The organism is Chryseobacterium sp. Leaf180 (assembly GCF_001424585.1).
Classification (GTDB): Bacteria; Bacteroidota; Bacteroidia; order Flavobacteriales; family Weeksellaceae; genus Chryseobacterium.
On sequence record NZ_LMPJ01000008.1, the window covers coordinates 249289 to 269773 of the forward strand.

A 20485-nucleotide genomic window follows, 5' to 3' on the forward strand; every position below is an offset into this window, starting at 1 on the left:
TCTTTGTAAGGAAATATCTAAAAAAAGTCTAATCAAACAAGTTGATATGAAAAAATTATTTCTTCTTCTGGCGACCGTGTTGTGTACGGTGATAAGCGCTCAGAAGAAAAACAAGGATTATGCCGATATTTTAAAAAGTAAAAATATTTACGAAATCAACGCTTTCCTGCGTGACGCTCATCCTGATGATCCGAGGCGTTCGATCATGAAGCCAAAGGTGATGGATATGATGCGCGAATATATTCAGTATGCAAAACCAGGCGACCCGAAAGTGCGACAGATGCAGGATTGGCTTGCGCTTCTTAAAAGGCGTTCTTCTACAAAAATCACTTTTGAAGAGATGAACGAGAACATCAAGAAAAAGCAGATTGCCAAATATCAAAAACAACTTCAGGTGGGCCAGGCAGCGATTGTCTACAAACCAAGTTCGCCGCAAAACGTATATGCCGTAACGCCGACCGCTACAAATGTAACGCCGATTCCCGATACTGAAGCGTCTGAATTTAACTCATTGATGTCTGAAAATCCGTCTGAGCACAAAAATAAAACAGTGAAAATTCTGAACTCCCTTTTTGATAATGATCCAAACTCGAAAGAATGTATCATTATGATCGAAAACAAGTCTGACTGTAATATTATTGTAAGAATTGAAGGTATCGGAAATACGAAATACAGACTTCCGGTTCCGGCGCACGGCGACAACTCGATCGTAGTTGCCAAAGGCGATTACCTGATGACAAGTTTGGTTTGCGGAGCACAGTTTGCATCTCAGAAATCGATTCAGAAGCCTTTGATGGTTGCTTTAGGAAGTTCAAAATAATAAAATTTGGTGAGGATTTAATGGGCAAAAATAAACTGGCAAGATTTGCCGAAAATAAAACTTTACCAAACGTATTGCAGCCCACGCGTGAGGAAGCGATCAACGGTTTTCCGCTCAAAGGAAACTGGCATAAAGATTTTTTTAAAAATGATCTGCCTATTGTTCTTGAGTTGGGCTGTGGCAAAGGCGAATACTCAGTTGGATTGGCCAAAACTTTTACGGACAAAAACTTTATTGGTGTTGATATAAAAGGCGCGAGATTTTGGTTCGGTGCTAAAGAAGCGGTCGAAAACGACATGAATAATGTTGCATTTTTGCGATCACAGATTGAGCTTATCGACCATTTTTTTGGTGAAAATGAAGTGGATGAAATCTGGATTACTTTCCCAGATCCTCAGATTAAATACCGGAGAACGAAGCACAGATTAACACATCCAGATTTTCTGGAACGTTATAAAAAGTTCTTAAAGCCCGGCGGAATAATTCATCTTAAAACAGACTCAGAGTTTTTGCACGGCTACACTTTGGGATATCTTCAGGGTGCCGGTTATGAAATTGTAAGCGCTCATCACGATATCTATGGCGCACCCGAATATGATCCAGGAACGCCTCATTTGCGTGACATCCGGACCTATTACGAAGAATTGTTTTCGAAAAAAGGAAAGACGATTACGTATATCAAGTTTAAAATATCATAAATCCGTTTTTACACATTATAGTGAGACAATGGCGTTTTTGCATTAACACATTGATAAATAAAATGGAAGATCTCTAAATGATCTTCTATTTATATTTACATTTGATTCAAAATATTCAAAACCATGCCCAGTCTTTCTCCGAAAACCAATATTTTAGGTTTCGACAATGCGTATCATCTTCTGCGACGCACAACCTACAATATTACCAAAGCCAGAATTCTTGAATATTCTGTCAAGACACCGCAGGATGCGATCACGGCCCTTTTCACTTTTACTGCACCTTCGCCGCCTTCGCCGCTCAACAATTTGGGAGAAACGATCGTTCCGACAGCCGCAAATCCTACGGTTACAGATTCTCAAAATACAGTCAATTCAGTACGGAATGATCTTTTCTGGTGGCTTTACAGCGCATTGAAAGATAATTCTGCGCAACATCGCATCGCATTTTTTCTTCATCTGATGTTTGTGGCTGATGACAATGCTTCATTTTGGACAAATTATGATTATAAAGAACTTCTAAGATTTCACACCAATGGAAGCCTGAAGGATCTTGCGGTACGGATGACGATGAATCCACGGATGCTGACTTTTCTCAATAATAATCTGAACCAGAATACAAGTCCGAATCAAAATTACGCACGGGAATTTCTGGAATTATTTACCATTTTAAAAGGTCCGCAGATTGCAACCGGCAATTACACCAATTACACCGAAGTTGATGTACAGCAGGCGGCAAAAGTTTTGACAGGTCTTACGCTCACAAACACGATTCAGCTTGATAAAACGGCGAGACTGACATCACTAGATCCTTTGACGAATCTTCCGACGGGCGAAATAAAAATCAACAAGCACGACACAGGAAGCAAGACTTTTTCTTCAGCGTTTTCAGGACAAACCATCGCTGGCGGGAATACCGAAGCAGCGATTAAAAGTGAGCTTCAGAATTTCGTGAATATGGTTTTTAATCAGGAAGAAACGGCCAAAGCCTATTGCCGGAGAATATACCGCTACTTTGTCGGACGCGAGATTACAACAGACATTGAAAATGGAATTATTGTTCCGATGGCAACAGCTTTAAAAGCCGACAATTACAATATTCTTCCTGTACTGGGAACACTTCTGAAAAGCAAACATTTTTATGATGAAGAAGATGCGATCAGTGGTGATCAGACTTACGGCAGTTTGGCAAGAAGTCCAATCGATTTGTATCTTCACATGTTTTCAATTCTTCAACTTCAAATGCCTCCTTACGCAACAAATCCGTCTGCGATTCACAGTCTGATGAATGTAGTGAACACGTATTCTACGAATATGGGACTGCCGATTTTCCGGCCGCAGTCGGTGAACGGCTACAGCGGTTACAGCAGCAGTCCGAATTATGATAAAAACTGGATCACGACGTCGTCACTGAGAATTCGCTATAACAATACAATCGATTATCTGATCAATGGGTTGACGTATAACGGATTCTTATTTAAACTGAATACTCCTGCATTTGTTCGCGACAGCGGATATTTTTCTGCGCCGGGAAATGCAGACACTCTACTCAACGAATTTCTGGAAATGATGTTTGCTTTTGTACCAACCGGAAGCCGGTATGATGAACTTAAAACCGCTTTCCTGAATAACCTCAGCGTCACTAACTGGAATAATGAGTGGAACGCATATCTGAATACCAATAACGCTACAAGCGTAAAAATCGCGCTCGACCGCCTTGTAAAAGCCGTGATTAAATCTCCCGAATTTCAAATAATGTAGATCATGAACAGAAAAGAATTTATAAAACTCCTCTCTCTGGCTGGCGTCGGTTCACCGTTTTATCTGAATGGAATGCCTTCGCGATTCATGAATCAGTTTTTGGACTTTCAGCTAAACTGCGATGTGGTGAACGACCGCGCATTGGTTATCTTAAGACTTGCCGGAGCCAATGACGGTCTCAATACCGTAATTCCGGTGAGCCAGTACAGCACGTACGCAGCTTTAAGACCGAATATAAAAATCGCCAGCAGCGGAACGGGAAGTTATATTCCGCTTGATACAACGGTTTCTTCAGGGAAATTGGTAGGATTAAATCCTGCGATGACCGGCTTTAAAAGTTTATATGACAACGACAAACTTCTTTTAATGAACGGAGTTGGTTATCCGAACCCGAATTATTCGCATTTCAGATCAGAAAACCTCATGTTTTCAGGAAAAGATGGCGGAACGAGCGCAGATCTGCTTGACGGAATTTTCGGAAGATATCTGGCAGCTTTATATCCGGGATTAGCTGGAAATCCGACAACTTTGAGTCCGGATCCTTTGGCGATTCAGATGGGAAATTTAAATCCCTGTCTTTTCTATGAACATACGACCGAGAAAAATATTGAATACAATATTACCGGATTTCAGAGCTCGCTTTTCACCAAGGTTAATGTTCCGAATTCTGAATATAATGATCTTTTGACTTACATTAAAGGCGTTGCTGTGAGCATGGATTCTTATTACAACCGTGTGATGCAGGTTTTCAACTCAGGAAATAATTCGACCGTTACCTATCCAAATTCCAGCCTTGGAAAGCAGCTTAAAACAGTCGCTAAAATGATTAAAGGCGGCAGCAAAACGAAAATTTTCCAGGTCAATCTAACGGGTTTTGACACACACGTGAATCAGGTTCAGGCAGGAAGTACCCATTTGGGCGCGCATGCGAATCTTTTGGCAGATATTTCGAACAGTATCGCCGCTTTTCAGGACGATATTCAGCAGCTTGGAATTGCGAATAAAATAATGACCGTAACATTCAGCGAATTTGGACGCCAGGTGCGCGAAAATGCAAGTGTAGGAACAGATCATGGCGATCTTGCACCTTTCTTTGTCATCGGAAACGCTGCAGCTTCCGGAATTTTGGGTGATCATCCGGTTTTTACGAATAACACTAATTTTTTATATAATCAAAACCAGAGAAAATACGATTACCGCCAAATCTTCGCATCGCTTTTACAGGATTGGCTGGGCGCAAGTACGAGTCTGATGATTACTTCCGAACTTGACTATTACGTAACGGGCGGACAGAAGGTTGATGTCATCAAATCTGGGCAAAAAGCAACTGCAGTTTGCGCAACTTTGGGAACAGAAAATAGTATTGCTGACAGCGGCTTTAAAATTTATCCAAATCCTGCGAGCAACTTCGTTTACGTTGAATTTGCAAAACGTCCGCGCGGAAATGTGGCTTTTCAGATTTTTGATATGAGCGGACGAATGATTTTGCAGCGATCTGATCATTCGGCAAATGACCGTCTGGAAATTAATGTTTCTTCTTTCTCACCCGGAACTTATATGCTTCATGTAGAAACCGATGAAAACGAAATCACGAAGAAACTCATTATTTCAAAATAATTTCATTAAAAATAAAACTCCGCTCAAAACCATGAGCGGAGTTTTTTATGAAAGATAAAAAAATCTTAATTATTCTGCAGCTGCATCAGTTTCGAAATCTGCGTCTTTATCAGCAGAAACCACTTCACCTTCTTCTTTAGATTTTTCTTTATCAGCTTTTCTCTGAGTCTGACCTTCTTTGATAGAATCTGAAACTACGTTTAAGATCATATCGATAGATTTTGAAGCATCATCGTTTCCTGGGATTACGAAGTCTACTTTTCTTGGGTCAGAGTTTGTATCAACAATACCGAAAACAGGAATACCTAATTTCTTAGCTTCCGTTACAGCGATGTGTTCTCTCATGATATCTACAACGAAGATTGCAGAAGGAAGACGCACCATATCTGAGATAGAACCTAAGTTTTTCTCAAGATTAGCTCTCTGTCTGTCTACCTGTAATCTTTCTTTTTTAGATAAAGTTTCGAACGTACCGTCTTTCTTCATTTTGTCGATAGAGTTCATCTTCTTTACAGCCTTTCTGATCGTAACGAAATTCGTCAACATACCTCCCGGCCATCTTTCTGTGATATAAGGCATATTAAGTTCAGCAGCATGCTTAGCAACCACTTCTTTCGCCTGCTTTTTAGTTGCTACGAAAAGAACTTTTTTACCTGCAGAAGTTAATTTCTCCAAAGCTACACAAGCTTCATCCAATTTAACAGCTGTTTTATGTAAGTCTACAATGTGAATACCGTTTTTCTCCATAAAAATGTACGGAGCCATATTTGGATTCCACTTTCTGGTCATGTGACCGAAGTGTACGCCAGCCTCTAGGAGGTCTTTTACATTTGCTTTTGCCATGTTTTCTGTTTTTGTTAGTTTACTTTCCGTCTTTTAAACAATCAACAACTTCTTTAGATGGGAGAAGTGTTTGGATGCTAAACGTAACGGGCAAAGTTGCTGTTTGGCTGATTGCTTTTGGCAACTGGCTTCCCAGCTTGGGTTAAAAAATAATTTTTTAAAAATTTTTCTAAAGCTATCCGCCATAAGCCAATAGCCATACGCTTTTTTAACGTTTTGAGAACTGGAATCTCTTTCTTGCTTTTTTCTGACCTGGTTTCTTTCTTTCTACCATTCTTGCATCTCTTGTAAGCAAACCTTCCGGCTTCAGCAATAATCTGTACTCTGCATTGATCTCGCAAAGCGCTCTGGAGATACCCAATCTCACCGCTTCTGCCTGACCTGTATTTCCACCACCGAAAACATTCACGGTAACGTCGTACTGACCAACAGTCTCAGTAAGGATAAATGGCTGATTTACTTTGTAAACCATTACATCTGTAGAAAAATATACCTTAGCATCTTTACGGTTTACGGTAATGTTTCCAGTACCCGGCTTCACATAAACTCTTGCTACAGCAGTTTTTCTTCTTCCGATTTTGTGAACTATAGACATAATTAATTATTTAAATTCGTTAACATTAATTGTTTTCGGCTGCTGCGCTTCGTGCTTATGCTCAGTTCCTTCATATAGATAAAGGTTTTTGAACAATGCAGATCCCAATCTTGTTTTTGGAAGCATACCTTTTACAGATTTCTCCAATACTTTCATAGGGTCTTTCGCCAAAAGCTCAGTAGCTGTCATAGACTTCTGACCACCAGGATAACCTGTATGCCAGATATAAGTCTTGTCTGCCCACTTGTTTCCGGAAAGTGTAATTTTCCCAGCATTCAAAACAATTACATTATCACCACAATCTACATGGGGTGTAAAGTTTGCTTTGTGCTTACCTCTCAAAATCTTTGCAACCGTAGAAGCTAGTCTTCCTAACGGCTGTCCTTCAGCGTCTACCACAACCCATTCTTTATTTGCAGTAGCTTTGTTCGCTGAAACAGTTTTGTAACTTAATGTATTCACACGTTTTAGTTAAAGATTAAACATAATTTTCCCCGTAAGGGTGTGCAAAGGTACATATAAATTTTCTATTGTGAAAACTTATCTTCCTATTGACGCTTTTTATTATCCAAATAATTAAGATTCAGAAATTTGACTTAGAATTTTCAGCTTTTTATTTTCTCAATGATTTTGTTGATCTCACGCTTGCCACGACATAATATGCAACAAAAACTGTAGAGAATTTCAGGATCGCAGGTATCGCCAACTCAAGATTAAAAATTAAAGTTCCCACGATGACAAGCAGAGCCATCGCCGAAAAAGAAATCAAAAGTTTTTGCCCGATTGAAAATTCAGGAGTATCTAAATAATAGGATAAGCCCCAGGAAAGACCGAGCGCCACAGCATAAAACAAATCGAGCGTGATATTTTCGCTGTCTAAGAAAAAATAGTTAAACGCAAAACTGATTGCCGTTCCCAGCAAAAAAAATAAAACTGCTTTTTTCATTTCGAAATAATAAGCTGCAAAAATAGAGATTTAAAAATCGTCTTTAAAACCTCACTGCCTTTTCGATGAAACTTATTATCCGAAAACGCTTACAGTACATCTGAAAATTAAAACAGAAGCAGTAGGGGCTGAAATCAGTTCCTATATTATTATTATATTTGAACTTTAAGAAAATTTCTAGATTTCAATATGGAAACCCAAAAATATACTCCAACAAACAAAGTAAGAATTGTAACAGCAGCGTCGTTATTCGACGGGCACGATGCGGCCATCAATATTATGCGTCGTGTGATTCAGGGAACAGGATGCGAAGTCATTCACCTTGGTCACGACAAATCTGCTGAAGAGGTTGTAAACACAGCTATTCAGGAAGATGCCAACGCTATTGCATTAACTTCATATCAAGGTGGTCACAACGAATATTTTAAATACATCTACGACCTTTTAAGAGAAAAAAACTCGCCGCAAATCAAAATTTTCGGTGGCGGCGGCGGCGTAATTCTGCCAGAAGAAATCGAAGATATTATGTCTTACGGAATCGACAGAATTTATTCTCCGGACGATGGCCGTGAACTTGGTTTACAGGGAATGATCGATGATTTGGTGAAAAGATCAGATTTTCCAACTGGAAAAGACGTTAAAGCTGAAGATTTAGATTCAATTAGTTTTGAAAACTCTACCAGCATTGCAAAAATCATTTCAGCCGTTGAAAACTTCTCAGAAGAAAAACCGGAATTGGTAAAAGCCATTGACGAAAAATCAAAAGATTTAAATATCCCAATCATCGGTATTACAGGTACTGGTGGAGCCGGAAAATCTTCGTTGACAGACGAATTGGTAAGACGTTTCATCCGTTCAAATCCAGATAAAAAGATTGCTATTATCTCCATTGACCCTTCAAAAAAGAAAACCGGAGGTGCATTATTGGGAGACAGAATCCGTATGAATGCGATCAACGATCCGAGAGTTTATATGCGTTCGATGGCGACGAGAGAAAACAACGTTTCTGTTTCTCCATTCATTCATTCAGCACTGAATGTGTTAAAATTAGCTCATCCAGATGTTATCATTCTGGAAACTTCGGGTATTGGACAGTCCGGTTCGGAAGTTTCGGACTTTGCGGATGTTTCAATGTACGTTATGACGCCTGAATATGGAGCTTCTACTCAGCTGGAAAAAATTGATATGTTGGATTATGCAGACTTAGTTGCATTAAATAAATCCGACAAACGTGGTGCTCTTGATGCACTTCAAGCGGTAAGAAAACAGTTTCAGAGAAATCATTTGTTGTGGGAAAGTCCGTTGGATGATATGCCGGTCTATGCGACAAAAGCATCTCAATTTAACGACCACGGAACAACTGATTTATACAATAGATTAATTGAAAAAGTTAACGACAAATATTCTGATTTAAACTTGCAAGGTTTTGTTGAACAGGAAGTTTCTGAAGACATCACAATAATTCCTCCAAAAAGAGTCCGTTATTTATCCGAAATTGTTGAAAATAACAGAATTTACGACGCTAATGTTGAAAAACAGGCAGAATTAGCAAGAAAAATGTATCACATTGAAGGCGTGAAAAAATTCCTTTCTAATGAAGCTTTGGATGCTGAATATCAAAAAGCTGAAAAAGATCTTCAACAGGAAAATATCGACTTCCTGAATAATTGGGATGATACAAAACAGGCTTTCAAAGCTGAGTTTTATTCTTATTTCGTTCGTGGAAAAGAAATTAAAGTAGAAACCTCAACAGAATCCTTATCACATTTAAGAATTCCAAAAATTTCTTTACCAAAATATACCGATTGGGGAGATTTGATCAAATGGAAAGGCCAGGAAAATCTTCCTGGAGGATTCCCATATACAGCGGGAATATATCCTTTCAAAAGAACCGGAGAAGATCCGACGAGAATGTTTGCAGGAGAAGGCGGACCGGAGAGGACGAACAGAAGATTCCACTACGTTTCTGCGGAAATGGATGCAAAACGTCTGTCAACAGCTTTTGATTCTGTGACTCTGTACGGACAAGATCCTGCTCTACCACCGGATATTTACGGTAAAATAGGAAATGCAGGAGTTTCCATCGCCACTTTGGATGATGCAAAAAAACTCTATTCCGGATTTGATTTGGTGAATGCAATGACTTCCGTTTCAATGACCATCAACGGACCTGCGCCGATGTTGCTGGCTTTCTTTATGAATGCTGCGATCGATCAGAATGTTGAAAAATATATTGCTGAACATAAGCTTGAAGCAAATGTTGAAAAAGCTTTAAAAGCAAAATTCGACGATAAAGGCTTAGAAAGACCAAAATATAACGGAGAACTTCCACCATCTAACAATGGTTTAGGTTTAAAATTATTAGGTTTAACAGGAGATGAAGTGATTCCTGCTGAAGCTTATGCTGAAATTAAAGCTAAAACAATCGCAACCGTTCGTGGAACTGTTCAGGCTGATATTTTAAAAGAAGACCAGGCTCAGAATACCTGTATTTTCTCTACTGAATTCGCTCTGAGACTGATGGGTGACGTTCAGGAATATTTTATCACAGAAAAAGTGAGAAACTTCTACTCGGTTTCTATCTCAGGTTATCATATTGCAGAAGCGGGCGCAAATCCGGTTTCTCAGTTGGCATTTACTTTGGCAAATGGCTTCACGTATGTGGAATATTATCTGTCAAGAGGAATGGACATCAATGATTTCGCGCCCAATCTATCTTTCTTCTTCTCCAACGGAATCGACCCTGAATATTCAGTGATCGGACGTGTAGCAAGAAGAATTTGGGCAAAAGCCATGAAACTGAAATACGGCGCAGACGAAAGAAGCCAGATGTTGAAATATCACATTCAGACGTCGGGACGTTCACTTCACGCGCAGGAAATTGATTTTAATGACATTAGAACAACTTTACAAGCACTTTACGCAATCTATGACAACTGTAATTCATTGCACACGAATGCTTATGACGAAGCGATTACAACTCCGACTGAGCAATCTGTAAGAAGAGCGATGGCGATTCAGTTGATTATCAATAAAGAATTAGGATTGGCGAAAAACGAAAATCCGCTTCAAGGTTCATTTATTATCGAAGAATTGACAGATTTGGTTGAAGAAGCTGTTTACGCAGAATTCGACAGAATTACAGAAAGAGGCGGCGTTTTGGGTGCAATGGAAACGATGTATCAACGTTCGAAAATTCAGGAAGAATCGATGCATTACGAATGGCTGAAACACACCGGAGAATATCCTATCATTGGGGTCAATACTTTCCTTGGAAAAGATGGTTCACCAACGGTTCGTCCGGGAGAAGTGATCCGTTCGACTGAGGAAGAAAAGCAGGTGCAGATTGAAACGCTTCATAATTTCCAAAAATCTAATGAAGACAGATCAGAAGCCGCTCTGAAAACTTTACAACATGCTGCGATCAATCAGCAGAATTTATTTAATGTGATGATGGATGCTGTGAAATACTGTTCGCTTGGACAGATTACCAACGCTTTGTTTGAAGTGGGCGGCAAGTACAGAAGAAATATGTAGGCCCGTAGTCGGGCAGACAATTATTGACTACTAAATGTTAAAATTATAAATCAAACCTCAAGGATTTTCTTTGAGGTTTTTTTGTATTTTCACGAGAGTAAACAATTTAAAATAATTAATGATAAAAAAGTACATGAAATCGCTGCTGCTGATCTTTACAGCTTACAGCGCTATTTTGTCTGCTCAGAAAAAGACAGAAGATTTTCTGATCAGCATTCCGGAAAGAAAGGATATCAAAAGCGAGTTTTCAAAAATCAAACTCATTGATGCGAGACCAGACACAACCAACGTGGGAATTGTGCAGAAAGGCGCTTTCAACTCAAAAGCTAAAGTGATTCCTGTTAAACCCCTGCAGGCTCAGTTTCAGGAATTACTTTCCAGCATTTCAAAAAATCCTTCTGCCGACGGCGAATTGCTATTGTATCTTAAACAGTTTTATTTTGCCGAAGTTACCGGTGCTTTCAGTGAAAAAGGATATTGCTACGTTCAGGGCTATTTATTTTCGAAAGATAAAGACGGAACGTATCAGCTGCGTGACGAACTGGACTCTGTGATTGTGCACTCCTCGATGGATGTTACCAAAGCGACGATGAAAAAAGGCAGTGAAATGTTTTCAAATTTTATTATCAAAAATCTTTATCCGAAAGAAAACAGTGGTGAAAAATATAGCTACGAGCAGATAAAAAATTATGATAAAATTGCAAAACAAAAGTTTCCGCTTTACAATCAGGAAGTATTAACAGACGGTTTGTATAAAACTTTTAAAGATTTCAGAAGTCTTACACCTGCTGCAGTTACCTTTTCAAGTATAAAAACGACACCTGACGGGAATCGCGTTTTAAGAGTTTCTTCAAATGAAAGCGGAAAAGAAAAAGACATTCGAAACACCAATGAATATTTCGCCATGGTGTATCAGGGAATTCCTTACGTCTACTCGCCGATTGAGAAATCATTCAATAAAATGACTAAAGATCAGAACAATGATTTTTTATTTACCGCCAAATCCAAAACTACTGCAAAAAACGGAGATGTAATGATGGCATCACTTTTCTTTGGCGTTGTTGGAGCAATTATAGCGTCTGATGCAAGCGCGTCATTCGAAATGAAACTTGATTATTTGAATGGCGGATTTATTCCCATTAAAGAAGTGAAGAAATAATTTTTAATATAAATAAACAAAAAAATCCGCCTCAGTGATGAAGCGGATTTCCTTTTTTAAAAAGAGTTGAAACAAATCTTTTTTCAGAAATGTGTTATAATTTAAATCTAAATGTTTCAGATCCGTTTTTTGTCTGGTAAACCAAAATGTAAACACCGTTTGTTTTTACATTAAATGAAATCTCGTTTGATTTTTCTTTCGCCGACTGAATCATCTTTCCAGACATATCGTAAATTTTGTATTCACCAAAAGATGCTGAAACATCATTTGAAATCATCTTAATTTTTAAATCGTCTTTGCTGAAGAAAACAACATTTTTTGATGCTTTCACATCAGCTGTAGATAATGTTGCGCTGGTAATCTTCAAACCTGTTAAAATCACACTGAAGTTTCTAACGGCAGCAGGTGAAGTGGACGCTTTTCTGATATAAATAATCAAATTACTGTTTGCCGTAGTGCTGCTGATATTTGCCTGTTTGTAATTGTCTACACTGTTTCCAAACCAAGCGGTTGAGACTGTAGCCAAGGCATTGGGATTAGATACGCTGAGCGGAGCAAAAGGTCTTGTATCAATAAACGGATTCGGTTGTCTGAAAAGAATATCAAAATTGTAAACAAGTCTGCCTCCAGCCGGGTTTAAACCGTTTGCAGAAGTTTGTTCTGTGCCGTCATCATCCGTCCAGCAGATCGATGCACGGGCAGCTCCTCCGCCAGCAATTCCGGTGGTATTAATTTCTGCGCCAGAGTCATTTGCAGGGTTTGTTGTAAATTCTACCAGTTTTGCGCTCCCACCACTTTGCATTTGTTTGATGGTTTGAGCGGCTCTTTCAACATTTAAAATTCCCCATCCAAATTTTGCATCCGGACCCACATTTCCGGCTTCATCAGCGGTATGCAGCATCAAAGCTTTCAATGAAGAAGCTTTCATATAATTTCCAAAAATGGATTTGTAATATTGCTGAAGTAAAAGGCCAGCGGCAGCAGCTGCCGGCGCGGCGTATGAGGTACCGGATGAACTAGCAACAACACCAGTATACGTATTGTTACCTGCATACAGTGGTGCATTAATTTCACTGCCTAAAGTAACTAAATCAGGCTTCACTCTACCGTCATCGGTCGGTCCCCAATTGCTGTAGTCAGACATAGAGTTGTCTAAATCGATTGCGCCAACAGTTACAACATTCTTTGCAGCAGACGATCCTGTCATTATATCAAATCCTGCAGCAGACATATTACCATTTGACATTTGCTCATTTCCACCTGCCACAAACGGAAGATAGTTGGGCGTATTTTTTAGCAACATATCCCAGCTTTTCGCAGAGAAATCGTATGCACCAAACTGCCAAACAGGAATTGTATTGTCATTTGCTGCTCCGTAAGAATGGTTTGATATTAAAAATCCATCAGCTGCGAAAGTTGTCATTTCAGCCAAATCATTATCCCAATCGTAAGTTTTTGCGGTAGCGTTTGGTGCAAGACCACGTGCTGTAGAAGCTAATGGATTTGAACTGTTGGTAACAATTTTACCAACCATGATACCTGCGACAGCCTGCATGTGGTTGTTTCCACCTGTTGAGTTCAACGGTTGATTTGCCTGCATTGTTACCTGGCCGGCAAGAAGTTCGTGAGACGCATTTACTTGTCCGCCATCCCAAACTCCGGCAACCATATTCGTCCCCGTGATGTTTACTCCGATGCTTCCACCTTGGTACAAAGAATTTACTTTAGCATTAGCAACCTGATTGGCATCTTTTGTATTGATGTAAATCGGGTTTCCATCTGCATCGATTCTCTGCAAACTGTAGAAATTTTTACCGATAGTAAATTCCTTCTTTGCAGTTGGATTTGCTAACAGATACGCCTGAATTTTTATTTGCTGGTCCTGATACTCTTTGTCGAATTTCATTTTCAGATTTGCAAGCTCAGTGCTGTTAATGTTTCTTTTTATCACTGCGCGCTCTTCTGCAGTCTGGGCAAAAGTTCCGATGCTGATCAGAAATCCTGCAAGTAGTAGATTTTTTTTCATTGCTTATACAACATTATTTATGCTGCAAAATTCTGCAATTGTTTGGCACCTACGTACTCACCGAAAGGATAGTATTCTTGTAAAAATTAAACTTAGCCAAATTCAAATAATTAATAACTTACTCATTTTAAGTACTATTACTTTGTAAAACAAAATTTAACTCGAATTTTAACAGTAATAGTAAAAGATAAACATCTAGCGGGTTGAGAATTTTTTGAGCATATCTTTCCTGTTTTTAATATCTAAAGCAGCATACAGATTTCGGATATGATATTTTATAGTAGCTTCAGTTACAGAAAGTTTATCAGCAATCTCTTTATTGGTAAAACCTCCGGCGATTAAATCGAGAATCTCTTTCTGTCGGCGGTTGAGATTGGCCGTATTGAGAATTTCTTCCTTTTCCGGGTTTTTTGAAATCTGCGCCTGAGAAAATATTTTCAGCTCTTCTTTTAAAGCTTCCAGTTCGTCCTGAATTTTTAATTTCTCCGCTCGGTCTCTAACCGATTTCCTTAAAAAATAAAGTCCGGTGCAAATTAGAATTATTACAACGATCGAAGAAATGATCATCGTTACAGTGCTTATTTCTTCCTGTTTTTCGGTTTTACTTTCCAGATATTCTTCATTCTGAATATGCATATCCGAAAGATTTTTTTCTCTGTTAAAAAGAAGATTCAGAGAATCCAGCATTTTGGTGTGCTGAAAAACTTTGTCCTTATCACCGTTACGCTGATAAATTTCCCGGATTTCTTCTGTAGCGTATACTTTATATTTTAAAATTTTACAGGAATCTGCAATCCTGATGCATCTCGAATAAATGTCATCAACAGAAACAAAATTTTTCTTTGCACTCTGCAGTTCCATCATTTTCACCAAAACTGCAGGCTGGTTGCATACCGATACCTTCTTTAAAATAGATAATGCGACGTCGTAATTCTTCTCTGCTGACTCATATTTTTTAGCCAGGAAATCAATATAACCCTGCTGCATAATAATATATGCTTTGCTGTTTTCATCGAGATTCTTATACCTTTTACCGGAAATTTCTTTGATAATTTTCTCAGACTCCGCATATTTATTATCATCGAAGTAGGCAAATGCCATTTCTGCCTGAATGTTAATCTTCAAAGAATCGTGATGATCGGCATCACCGGCAATTGCCATAGCGCGTTTTAAATATTTTATCGCAGAGCCGTAGTCATCTATGCTGCGGAAGGTTGCGGCCATCAGATAATTAAGTTTTACCTCATCATCTGTCGATAGATTTTTATCTTCCAAAAGATTCAGAAGTTTTGCCTGCGACTTTTGATGTTTACCAGACCTGTTATTTTGATAAATTTCATTTTCAAGAACAGAAATATTAATTTCCTGTCCAAAAAACCAGCAACTCATGAAAACAAAAATAAATATAGCTTTTTTCATACCACAGTGAAGCACAAAAGTAAATCATTATCTGCCAAAAATGCAAGAACATTTCGCTAATTTCACATGAAGAAATTATGAAGAAACCAGCAATTTTCAACTGGAGCACTGGCAAAGATTCAGCTCTGGCATTATACAAAATCTTGAGTGAGGATAGATACGAAGTCAAAGCGCTGCTTACCAGCATCAATAAAGATGTCGGGCGCGTTTCTATGCATGGCGTTTCGGTAAAACTTTTAGAAAAACAGGCAGAAAATCTCAATATTCCGCTCATAAAACTTGAACTTCCGACTGATATTTCGATGGAAGATTACAATTCTTACATGGAAGAAAAACTTTCAGAAATAAAAAAGTCAGGAATTAAACATTCTGTGTTTGGCGACATTTTTCTGGAAGATCTGAAAATATACCGTGAAAATCAGCTTTCAAAACTGGGCATTTCCGCCGTTTTCCCGCTGTGGAAGAGAGATACGAGAGATTTAATTCATGAATTTCTTAATCTCGGTTTTAAAACGATTATCACCTGCGTGAACGAAATGTATCTGGATAAAAGTTTTGCCGGAAGAATTATTGATGAAAATTTTTTGAAGGATTTACCAGAAGACTTCGATCCTTGCGGAGAAAACGGAGAATTTCACACCTTTACTTTTGACGGACCAATTTTCAGTGAACCTATTAAGTTCGAAATTGGCGAAGTGGTGAAGAAAACCTATCCAAAGCCGAAAACGGGAGTTAATGAAGAAGAAGGCGATTATGTTTTTTGGTTTTGCGATCTTTATTAATTGAGATAATTTTCACCCGCATATTTCTATCTTTGCACCGATGATTACAGCAGAGAAAATAATTTTAGGAATCGATCCCGGAACCGCAATCATGGGTTTTGGGCTTATTTCGGTAAAGAAAGGGAAAATGGAGATGATTTCGATTCACGAATTAATTCTGAAAAAATATCCGAATCACGAGACCAAACTGAAGTATATTTTCGATAAAACTTTAGCTTTAATTGATGAGTTTCATCCGGATGAGGTAGCTTTGGAAGCACCGTTTTTTGGAAAAAATGTACAGTCGATGCTAAAACTTGGCCGCGCACAAGGTGTGGCAATGGCAGCGAGTCTTCACCGAAATATTCCCATCACAGAATATTCCCCGAAAAAAATAAAAATGGCCATCACTGGAAACGGAAACGCAAGCAAAGAACAGGTCGCCGGAATGCTTCAAAATCTGCTGAATCTGAAAAAGTTTCCGACCAAATATCTTGATGCTTCAGATGGTTTGGCGGTTGCTGTTTGTCACCATTTCAATTCCGGAACTGTAGCAGAAAGCAAATCTTTCAGCGGCTGGGAAAGTTTTTTAAAGCAAAATCCGGATCGTCTGAAATAGATTTTTGACGTTAAAAATATTACTTGGCAAAACATATTACTGTTTGTAACAAACGTATGAGTTTTTAGACTAATTTTGTACAAATTATTTTTACAAGTGCAAAGCAATCAACACATCATACGTCAGAATCCCAGAAAAATCAACTGGTTTCAAAAATTTCTGATGGTCTGCTCCGGCGGAAATATCCATATTCTTCAAAAGACGCCAAGCGAGTGGAATAAATTTTCCGGAATCGGTGGCATCGTTTTATTTACGGCAGTTTTTGCAACCTTATCTGCAGCGTACGCAATGTTTACGGTGTTCGATAATGTCTGGATTTCTGCAGCCTTCGGAATTCTTTGGGGTTTAATGATTTTTAATCTGGACCGATACATTGTTTCTTCCATAAAAAAAACGGGGACTTGGTGGAATCAGATCTTGATGGCAGTTCCACGTTTAATTCTGGCTACTTTTTTAGGAATTATTATATCGAAACCTTTAGAGCTGAAAATTTTTGAAAAAGAAGTGAACAAGCAGCTAAATACGATTATTCAGCGGAATAAAAAACAGCTTCAGGGCGAGATGAACGGCAGAATCTTGCAGCAAAGCGGCCCTTTTGAAACCGAAAAAAAACAGATTGCAGAAAAAACTACAGCGTACCAAAAGTCTTATGACTCGGCGGCAACTGAACTTGAGAAAGAAATTCTAGGAAAACAGTCGAATCTTACCAGTGGAAAAGAAGGTTTCGGACCAAATGCCAAGCGTAAGCAGGAACTGAAAGAACAGCGCCGTGCAGATCTTGAAAATTACCAGAAACAGACTTCAACCCGACTGGAATATCTTGATAAGGAAATCTCGAAAGTGTATACCAATCTGGAAACCGAGAGAAAATCTACCGAAACTTTTGAAGATAAATACAACGGTTTTGCAGCCCGACTTCAGGCTCTGGATGAATTGGGAAAAAACTCCGCGATAATTGCTGCAGCCGCAGCTTTCATTATGGGACTTTTCATTTGTCTGGAAATTTCGCCAGTTTTGGTGAAACTTATTTCGCAAGTGGGACCGTATGATTATTTACTGGAAAAAACGGAAAATGATTTCCGGCTGTATTCAAAAGAAAAAATTGAAAAAGGAAATGCGCATACGGATTTTAATATTGATAAGTTTAAAAAAGAGCTGGAGTAGTTCTTAATTGCTAATGATGAATGGTTAATGATGAATGGTTAATGATGAATGGTTAATGATGAATGGTTAATTATGAATGGTTAATTATGAATATAATTTTTTTACTTGGTGTACATCAAAATCTTGATCGAGACTTTGTCAATATAAAAATGAACATATAAGAAACACTTCACACAAGACAACTTCTTAAGTCGAAATTAGCAGATATGGATCTTTCTGTAAGAGNCGGCGGTCGCTTTGCGACCGCCGAAACTTTATCTAAATTAAAATCTTAAAATTTAAAGCGAATAATTAGGCGCTTCAGAAGTTATAATCACATCATGCGGATGCGATTCTTTCAGACCACTTCCGGTTATCATCACCATTTTGGCTTCTTTCTGTAATGTGTCGATATCTTTCGAGCCACAATATCCCATGCCGGCGCGCAAACCACCAGTCAGCTGGAAAATCACATCTTCCAGTTTTCCTTTGTGCGGAACACGCCCTTCAATTCCTTCCGGAACAAATTTCTTTGCTTCACTTTGAAAATAACGCTCTTTTCCACCTCTTTTCATAGCAGAAAGACTTCCCATTCCCTGATAGGCTTTAAATTTTCGTCCCTGATAAATAATTTCTTCACCTGGCGCTTCATCAGTTCCTGCTAAAAGAGAACCTAACATCACCGCGCCGGCTCCGCTTGCAATGGCTTTCACAATATCTCCTGAAAGTTTGATTCCGCCGTCAGCAATTACGGTTACATTTTTAGATTTAGCATATTCGTAAACATTGTAAATGGCAGACAGCTGAGGAACGCCAACTCCTGCAACAACTCTCGTCGTACAGATGGAGCCTGGTCCGACACCTACTTTCAGAACATTGGCTCCGGCTTTAATTAAATCTTCGGCAGCTTCAGCGGTTACAATGTTTCCGCCGACAATATCAAGATCCGGGAATGCTTTTCTGATTTCTGAAATTTTATCTAAAACGCCTTTAGAATGACCATGAGCAGAATCGATCGCGATAATATCAACGCCGGCATTCACCAAAGCAGCAATTCTTTCCATCGTATCTTCACCAACACCAACGCCGGCACCCACGATCAGTCGGCCATTATCGTCTTTATTGGCGTTCGGATATTCAAGCTGATTGTCGATATCTTTAATGGTAATCAATCCGACCAGTTTATTGTTTTTATCAACAATCGGAAGTTTCTCTACTCTGTTTTTAAGCAAAATTTCTTTTGCTTTCTCGAGGTTCGTATCTTTATCTGAAGTAATCAGTGGCTGTTTCGTCATGATTTCTTCCACCTTCATCTCGAGATTTTCCTGATATTTTACATCACGGTTGGTAATGATTCCGATCAAAATATCATCAGCATCCACAACCGGCAATCCGGAAATTTTATATTTCGCCATCGTATCTTTTGCCTGAGCCAAAGTATGGTCTTTAGAAAGCGTCACAGGATCGGAAATCATTCCGTTTTCTGACCGTTTCACGCGGTTTACCTGCGCTGCCTGCTCAGCAATCGTCATGTTTTTATGAATAAATCCGAGACCGCCCACGCGCGCAATGGCAATGGCAAGATCACCTTCAGTCACAGTATCCATCGCAGCAGATACGATCGGCACATTCAGCGTGATTTTGTCGGTAAGTCGGGATTTTAGAGAAACTTGGTTGGGTAAAACTTCTGAGTAAGAAGGAACGAGAAGAACGTCATCGAAAGTGATGGCTGTCTCTACAATTTTGCTATGAATAGACATCTTTACTTTCTTGCAAAATTAAGGCATTTTATTGAGATTTGAAAATCTGCTTTCAATTTCTCATTTTGCATCTTATTAATACAGTTCAAAACTACATCTGGCAGCTTTCAAACGCATATTTTGGCCGATATAAATATCAAATGTATTTTTTTCAAAGTCCTTATAAAACAAAAATGTAAACAGAAAAACTCCCAAAATCTGATATGAAGTATATAAAATTTGATAAAATAAAAAAACCACAGACAAATCTGCGGCTTGGTAAAAAAAAGTTAAATATGTGAAATTATTTGTCTGAAGCTGAATTGATAAAATCTGAAATATCTTTTGGCGTAAACTTTCCTTTGATATCGATAAACACCAGTTCTTTCCCGGAATCTACTGTCAGCATTAAGTTTTTAATATTCTCTCCAGTTTGCTTTACCTGAAGATTTATTTTGTCGCCATTGTGCTTAATCGTCGCCCAGTCTTCAAATTTTTCATCCGTAAGATACGATGCATATTCGTCGATCATTGCCTTACTTCCGTTTTCGACAGTCATGATTTTAATCTTGGATATTTTTCTGATCATTGCTATTACCTCTTCACTTTCTCCGTCCTGTCGCAATGCTTTTTTGATGAAAGGTTTCGCCATAAAAAGCGGCACATTGATGCTGGTAAATTTTGCCCCGTTCAGGTTCTGCTCGGTTTTAGCGAAAAATGCCATATTGGGTTTCTCAGAAACGATACAGCTTTGCAGTAAGAAAATGAGACAAAAGCTGATTGTAAGTATTTTTAAAGTTTTCAT

At 38.7% G+C, this 20485-nt stretch carries 17 protein-coding genes; 9 read left to right on the top strand and 8 right to left on the bottom strand.

Going from position 1 to position 20485, the window contains the following annotated elements; all coding sequences use genetic code 11:
* The first annotated feature begins 46 nt into the window (after positions 1–46).
* The 4 genes from ASG01_RS08865 (at position 47) to ASG01_RS08880 (ending at position 4893) form a co-directional block, all read left to right on the top strand.
* Positions 47–820 carry a DUF6759 domain-containing protein gene (locus ASG01_RS08865; protein ID WP_055862819.1) on the top strand — a complete coding sequence of 258 codons (774 nt, stop codon included), beginning with the start codon at positions 47–49 and terminating at the stop codon, positions 818–820.
* 20 nt (positions 821–840) lie between these two features.
* Positions 841–1518, top strand: coding sequence for a tRNA (guanosine(46)-N7)-methyltransferase TrmB (gene trmB, locus ASG01_RS08870; protein ID WP_055862821.1), 678 nt, complete (start codon positions 841–843; stop codon positions 1516–1518).
* Positions 1519–1641: 123 nt separating this feature from the next.
* Positions 1642–3276: a DUF1800 family protein gene (locus ASG01_RS08875; RefSeq protein WP_055862823.1), complete on the top strand. Its 1635-nt coding sequence runs from the start codon at positions 1642–1644 to the stop codon at positions 3274–3276.
* A 3-nt stretch (positions 3277–3279) separates the two neighbouring features.
* Positions 3280–4893 carry a T9SS type A sorting domain-containing protein gene (locus ASG01_RS08880; RefSeq protein WP_055862825.1) on the top strand — a complete coding sequence of 538 codons (1614 nt, stop codon included), beginning with the start codon at positions 3280–3282 and terminating at the stop codon, positions 4891–4893.
* Between the two features lie 69 nt (positions 4894–4962).
* On the opposite strand, the gene rpsB is transcribed toward ASG01_RS08880, so the two are convergent.
* From rpsB to ASG01_RS08900, 4 genes are all read right to left on the bottom strand, one after another.
* Entirely contained in the window at positions 4963–5736 is a 774-nt protein-coding gene (gene rpsB, locus ASG01_RS08885; RefSeq protein ID WP_055862827.1) for a 30S ribosomal protein S2, read from the bottom strand.
* A gap of 208 nt (positions 5737–5944) precedes the next feature.
* Positions 5945–6331: a 30S ribosomal protein S9 gene (gene rpsI / locus ASG01_RS08890; RefSeq protein ID WP_055862828.1), complete on the bottom strand. Its 387-nt coding sequence runs from the start codon at positions 6329–6331 to the stop codon at positions 5945–5947.
* A gap of 6 nt (positions 6332–6337) precedes the next feature.
* The gene (rplM, locus tag ASG01_RS08895) at positions 6338–6793 is read right to left on the bottom strand and encodes a 50S ribosomal protein L13 (protein WP_055862830.1); all 456 of its coding nucleotides are present in this window, start codon (positions 6791–6793) and stop codon (positions 6338–6340) included.
* 151 nt (positions 6794–6944) lie between these two features.
* A complete protein-coding gene (locus ASG01_RS08900) occupies positions 6945–7277 on the bottom strand; it encodes a hypothetical protein (RefSeq protein ID WP_055862832.1) in 333 nt (110 codons plus the stop codon).
* A 189-nt stretch (positions 7278–7466) separates the two neighbouring features.
* Here ASG01_RS08900 and ASG01_RS08905 point away from each other — a divergent pair, with 189 nt between their 5' ends.
* Positions 7467–10814 (top strand): methylmalonyl-CoA mutase family protein, encoded by a 3348-nt coding sequence (locus tag ASG01_RS08905; RefSeq protein ID WP_055862835.1) that lies wholly within the window; start codon positions 7467–7469, stop codon positions 10812–10814.
* Between the two features lie 118 nt (positions 10815–10932).
* Positions 10933–11973, top strand: coding sequence for a hypothetical protein (locus ASG01_RS08910; RefSeq protein ID WP_055862837.1), 1041 nt, complete (start codon positions 10933–10935; stop codon positions 11971–11973).
* Positions 11974–12067: 94 nt separating this feature from the next.
* Here ASG01_RS08910 and ASG01_RS08915 read toward each other — a convergent pair whose 3' ends face one another.
* Together ASG01_RS08915 and ASG01_RS16205 are read right to left on the bottom strand one after the other, a co-directional pair.
* Complete coding sequence (locus ASG01_RS08915; protein ID WP_055862839.1) at positions 12068–13999, bottom strand: S8 family peptidase; 1932 nt, start codon at positions 13997–13999, stop codon at positions 12068–12070.
* Positions 14000–14194: 195 nt separating this feature from the next.
* On the bottom strand, positions 14195–15388 hold the full coding sequence (locus ASG01_RS16205; protein WP_157844185.1) for a LuxR C-terminal-related transcriptional regulator: 1194 nt from the start codon (positions 15386–15388) through the stop codon (positions 14195–14197).
* Between the two features lie 107 nt (positions 15389–15495).
* On the opposite strand from ASG01_RS16205, the gene ASG01_RS08925 reads away from it, so the two are divergent.
* The 3 genes from ASG01_RS08925 to ASG01_RS08935 all read left to right on the top strand — a co-directional run bounded on the left by ASG01_RS08925 (position 15496) and on the right by ASG01_RS08935 (position 17962).
* On the top strand, positions 15496–16200 hold the full coding sequence (locus ASG01_RS08925; RefSeq protein ID WP_055862843.1) for a diphthine--ammonia ligase: 705 nt from the start codon (positions 15496–15498) through the stop codon (positions 16198–16200).
* A gap of 43 nt (positions 16201–16243) precedes the next feature.
* Positions 16244–16798, top strand: a complete 555-nt coding sequence (gene ruvC, locus ASG01_RS08930) for a crossover junction endodeoxyribonuclease RuvC (protein ID WP_082498334.1) — start codon at positions 16244–16246, stop codon at positions 16796–16798.
* 162 nt (positions 16799–16960) lie between these two features.
* Positions 16961–17962 carry a DUF4407 domain-containing protein gene (locus ASG01_RS08935; protein WP_082498335.1) on the top strand — a complete coding sequence of 334 codons (1002 nt, stop codon included), beginning with the start codon at positions 16961–16963 and terminating at the stop codon, positions 17960–17962.
* 278 nt (positions 17963–18240) lie between these two features.
* Here the strand turns inward: ASG01_RS08935 and guaB are convergent, their stop codons facing one another.
* Both guaB and ASG01_RS08945 read right to left on the bottom strand, forming a co-directional pair.
* Positions 18241–19701 (bottom strand): IMP dehydrogenase, encoded by a 1461-nt coding sequence (gene guaB, locus ASG01_RS08940; RefSeq protein WP_055862848.1) that lies wholly within the window; start codon positions 19699–19701, stop codon positions 18241–18243.
* A gap of 283 nt (positions 19702–19984) precedes the next feature.
* Complete coding sequence (locus ASG01_RS08945) at positions 19985–20485, bottom strand: DUF4252 domain-containing protein (protein WP_055862849.1); 501 nt, start codon at positions 20483–20485, stop codon at positions 19985–19987.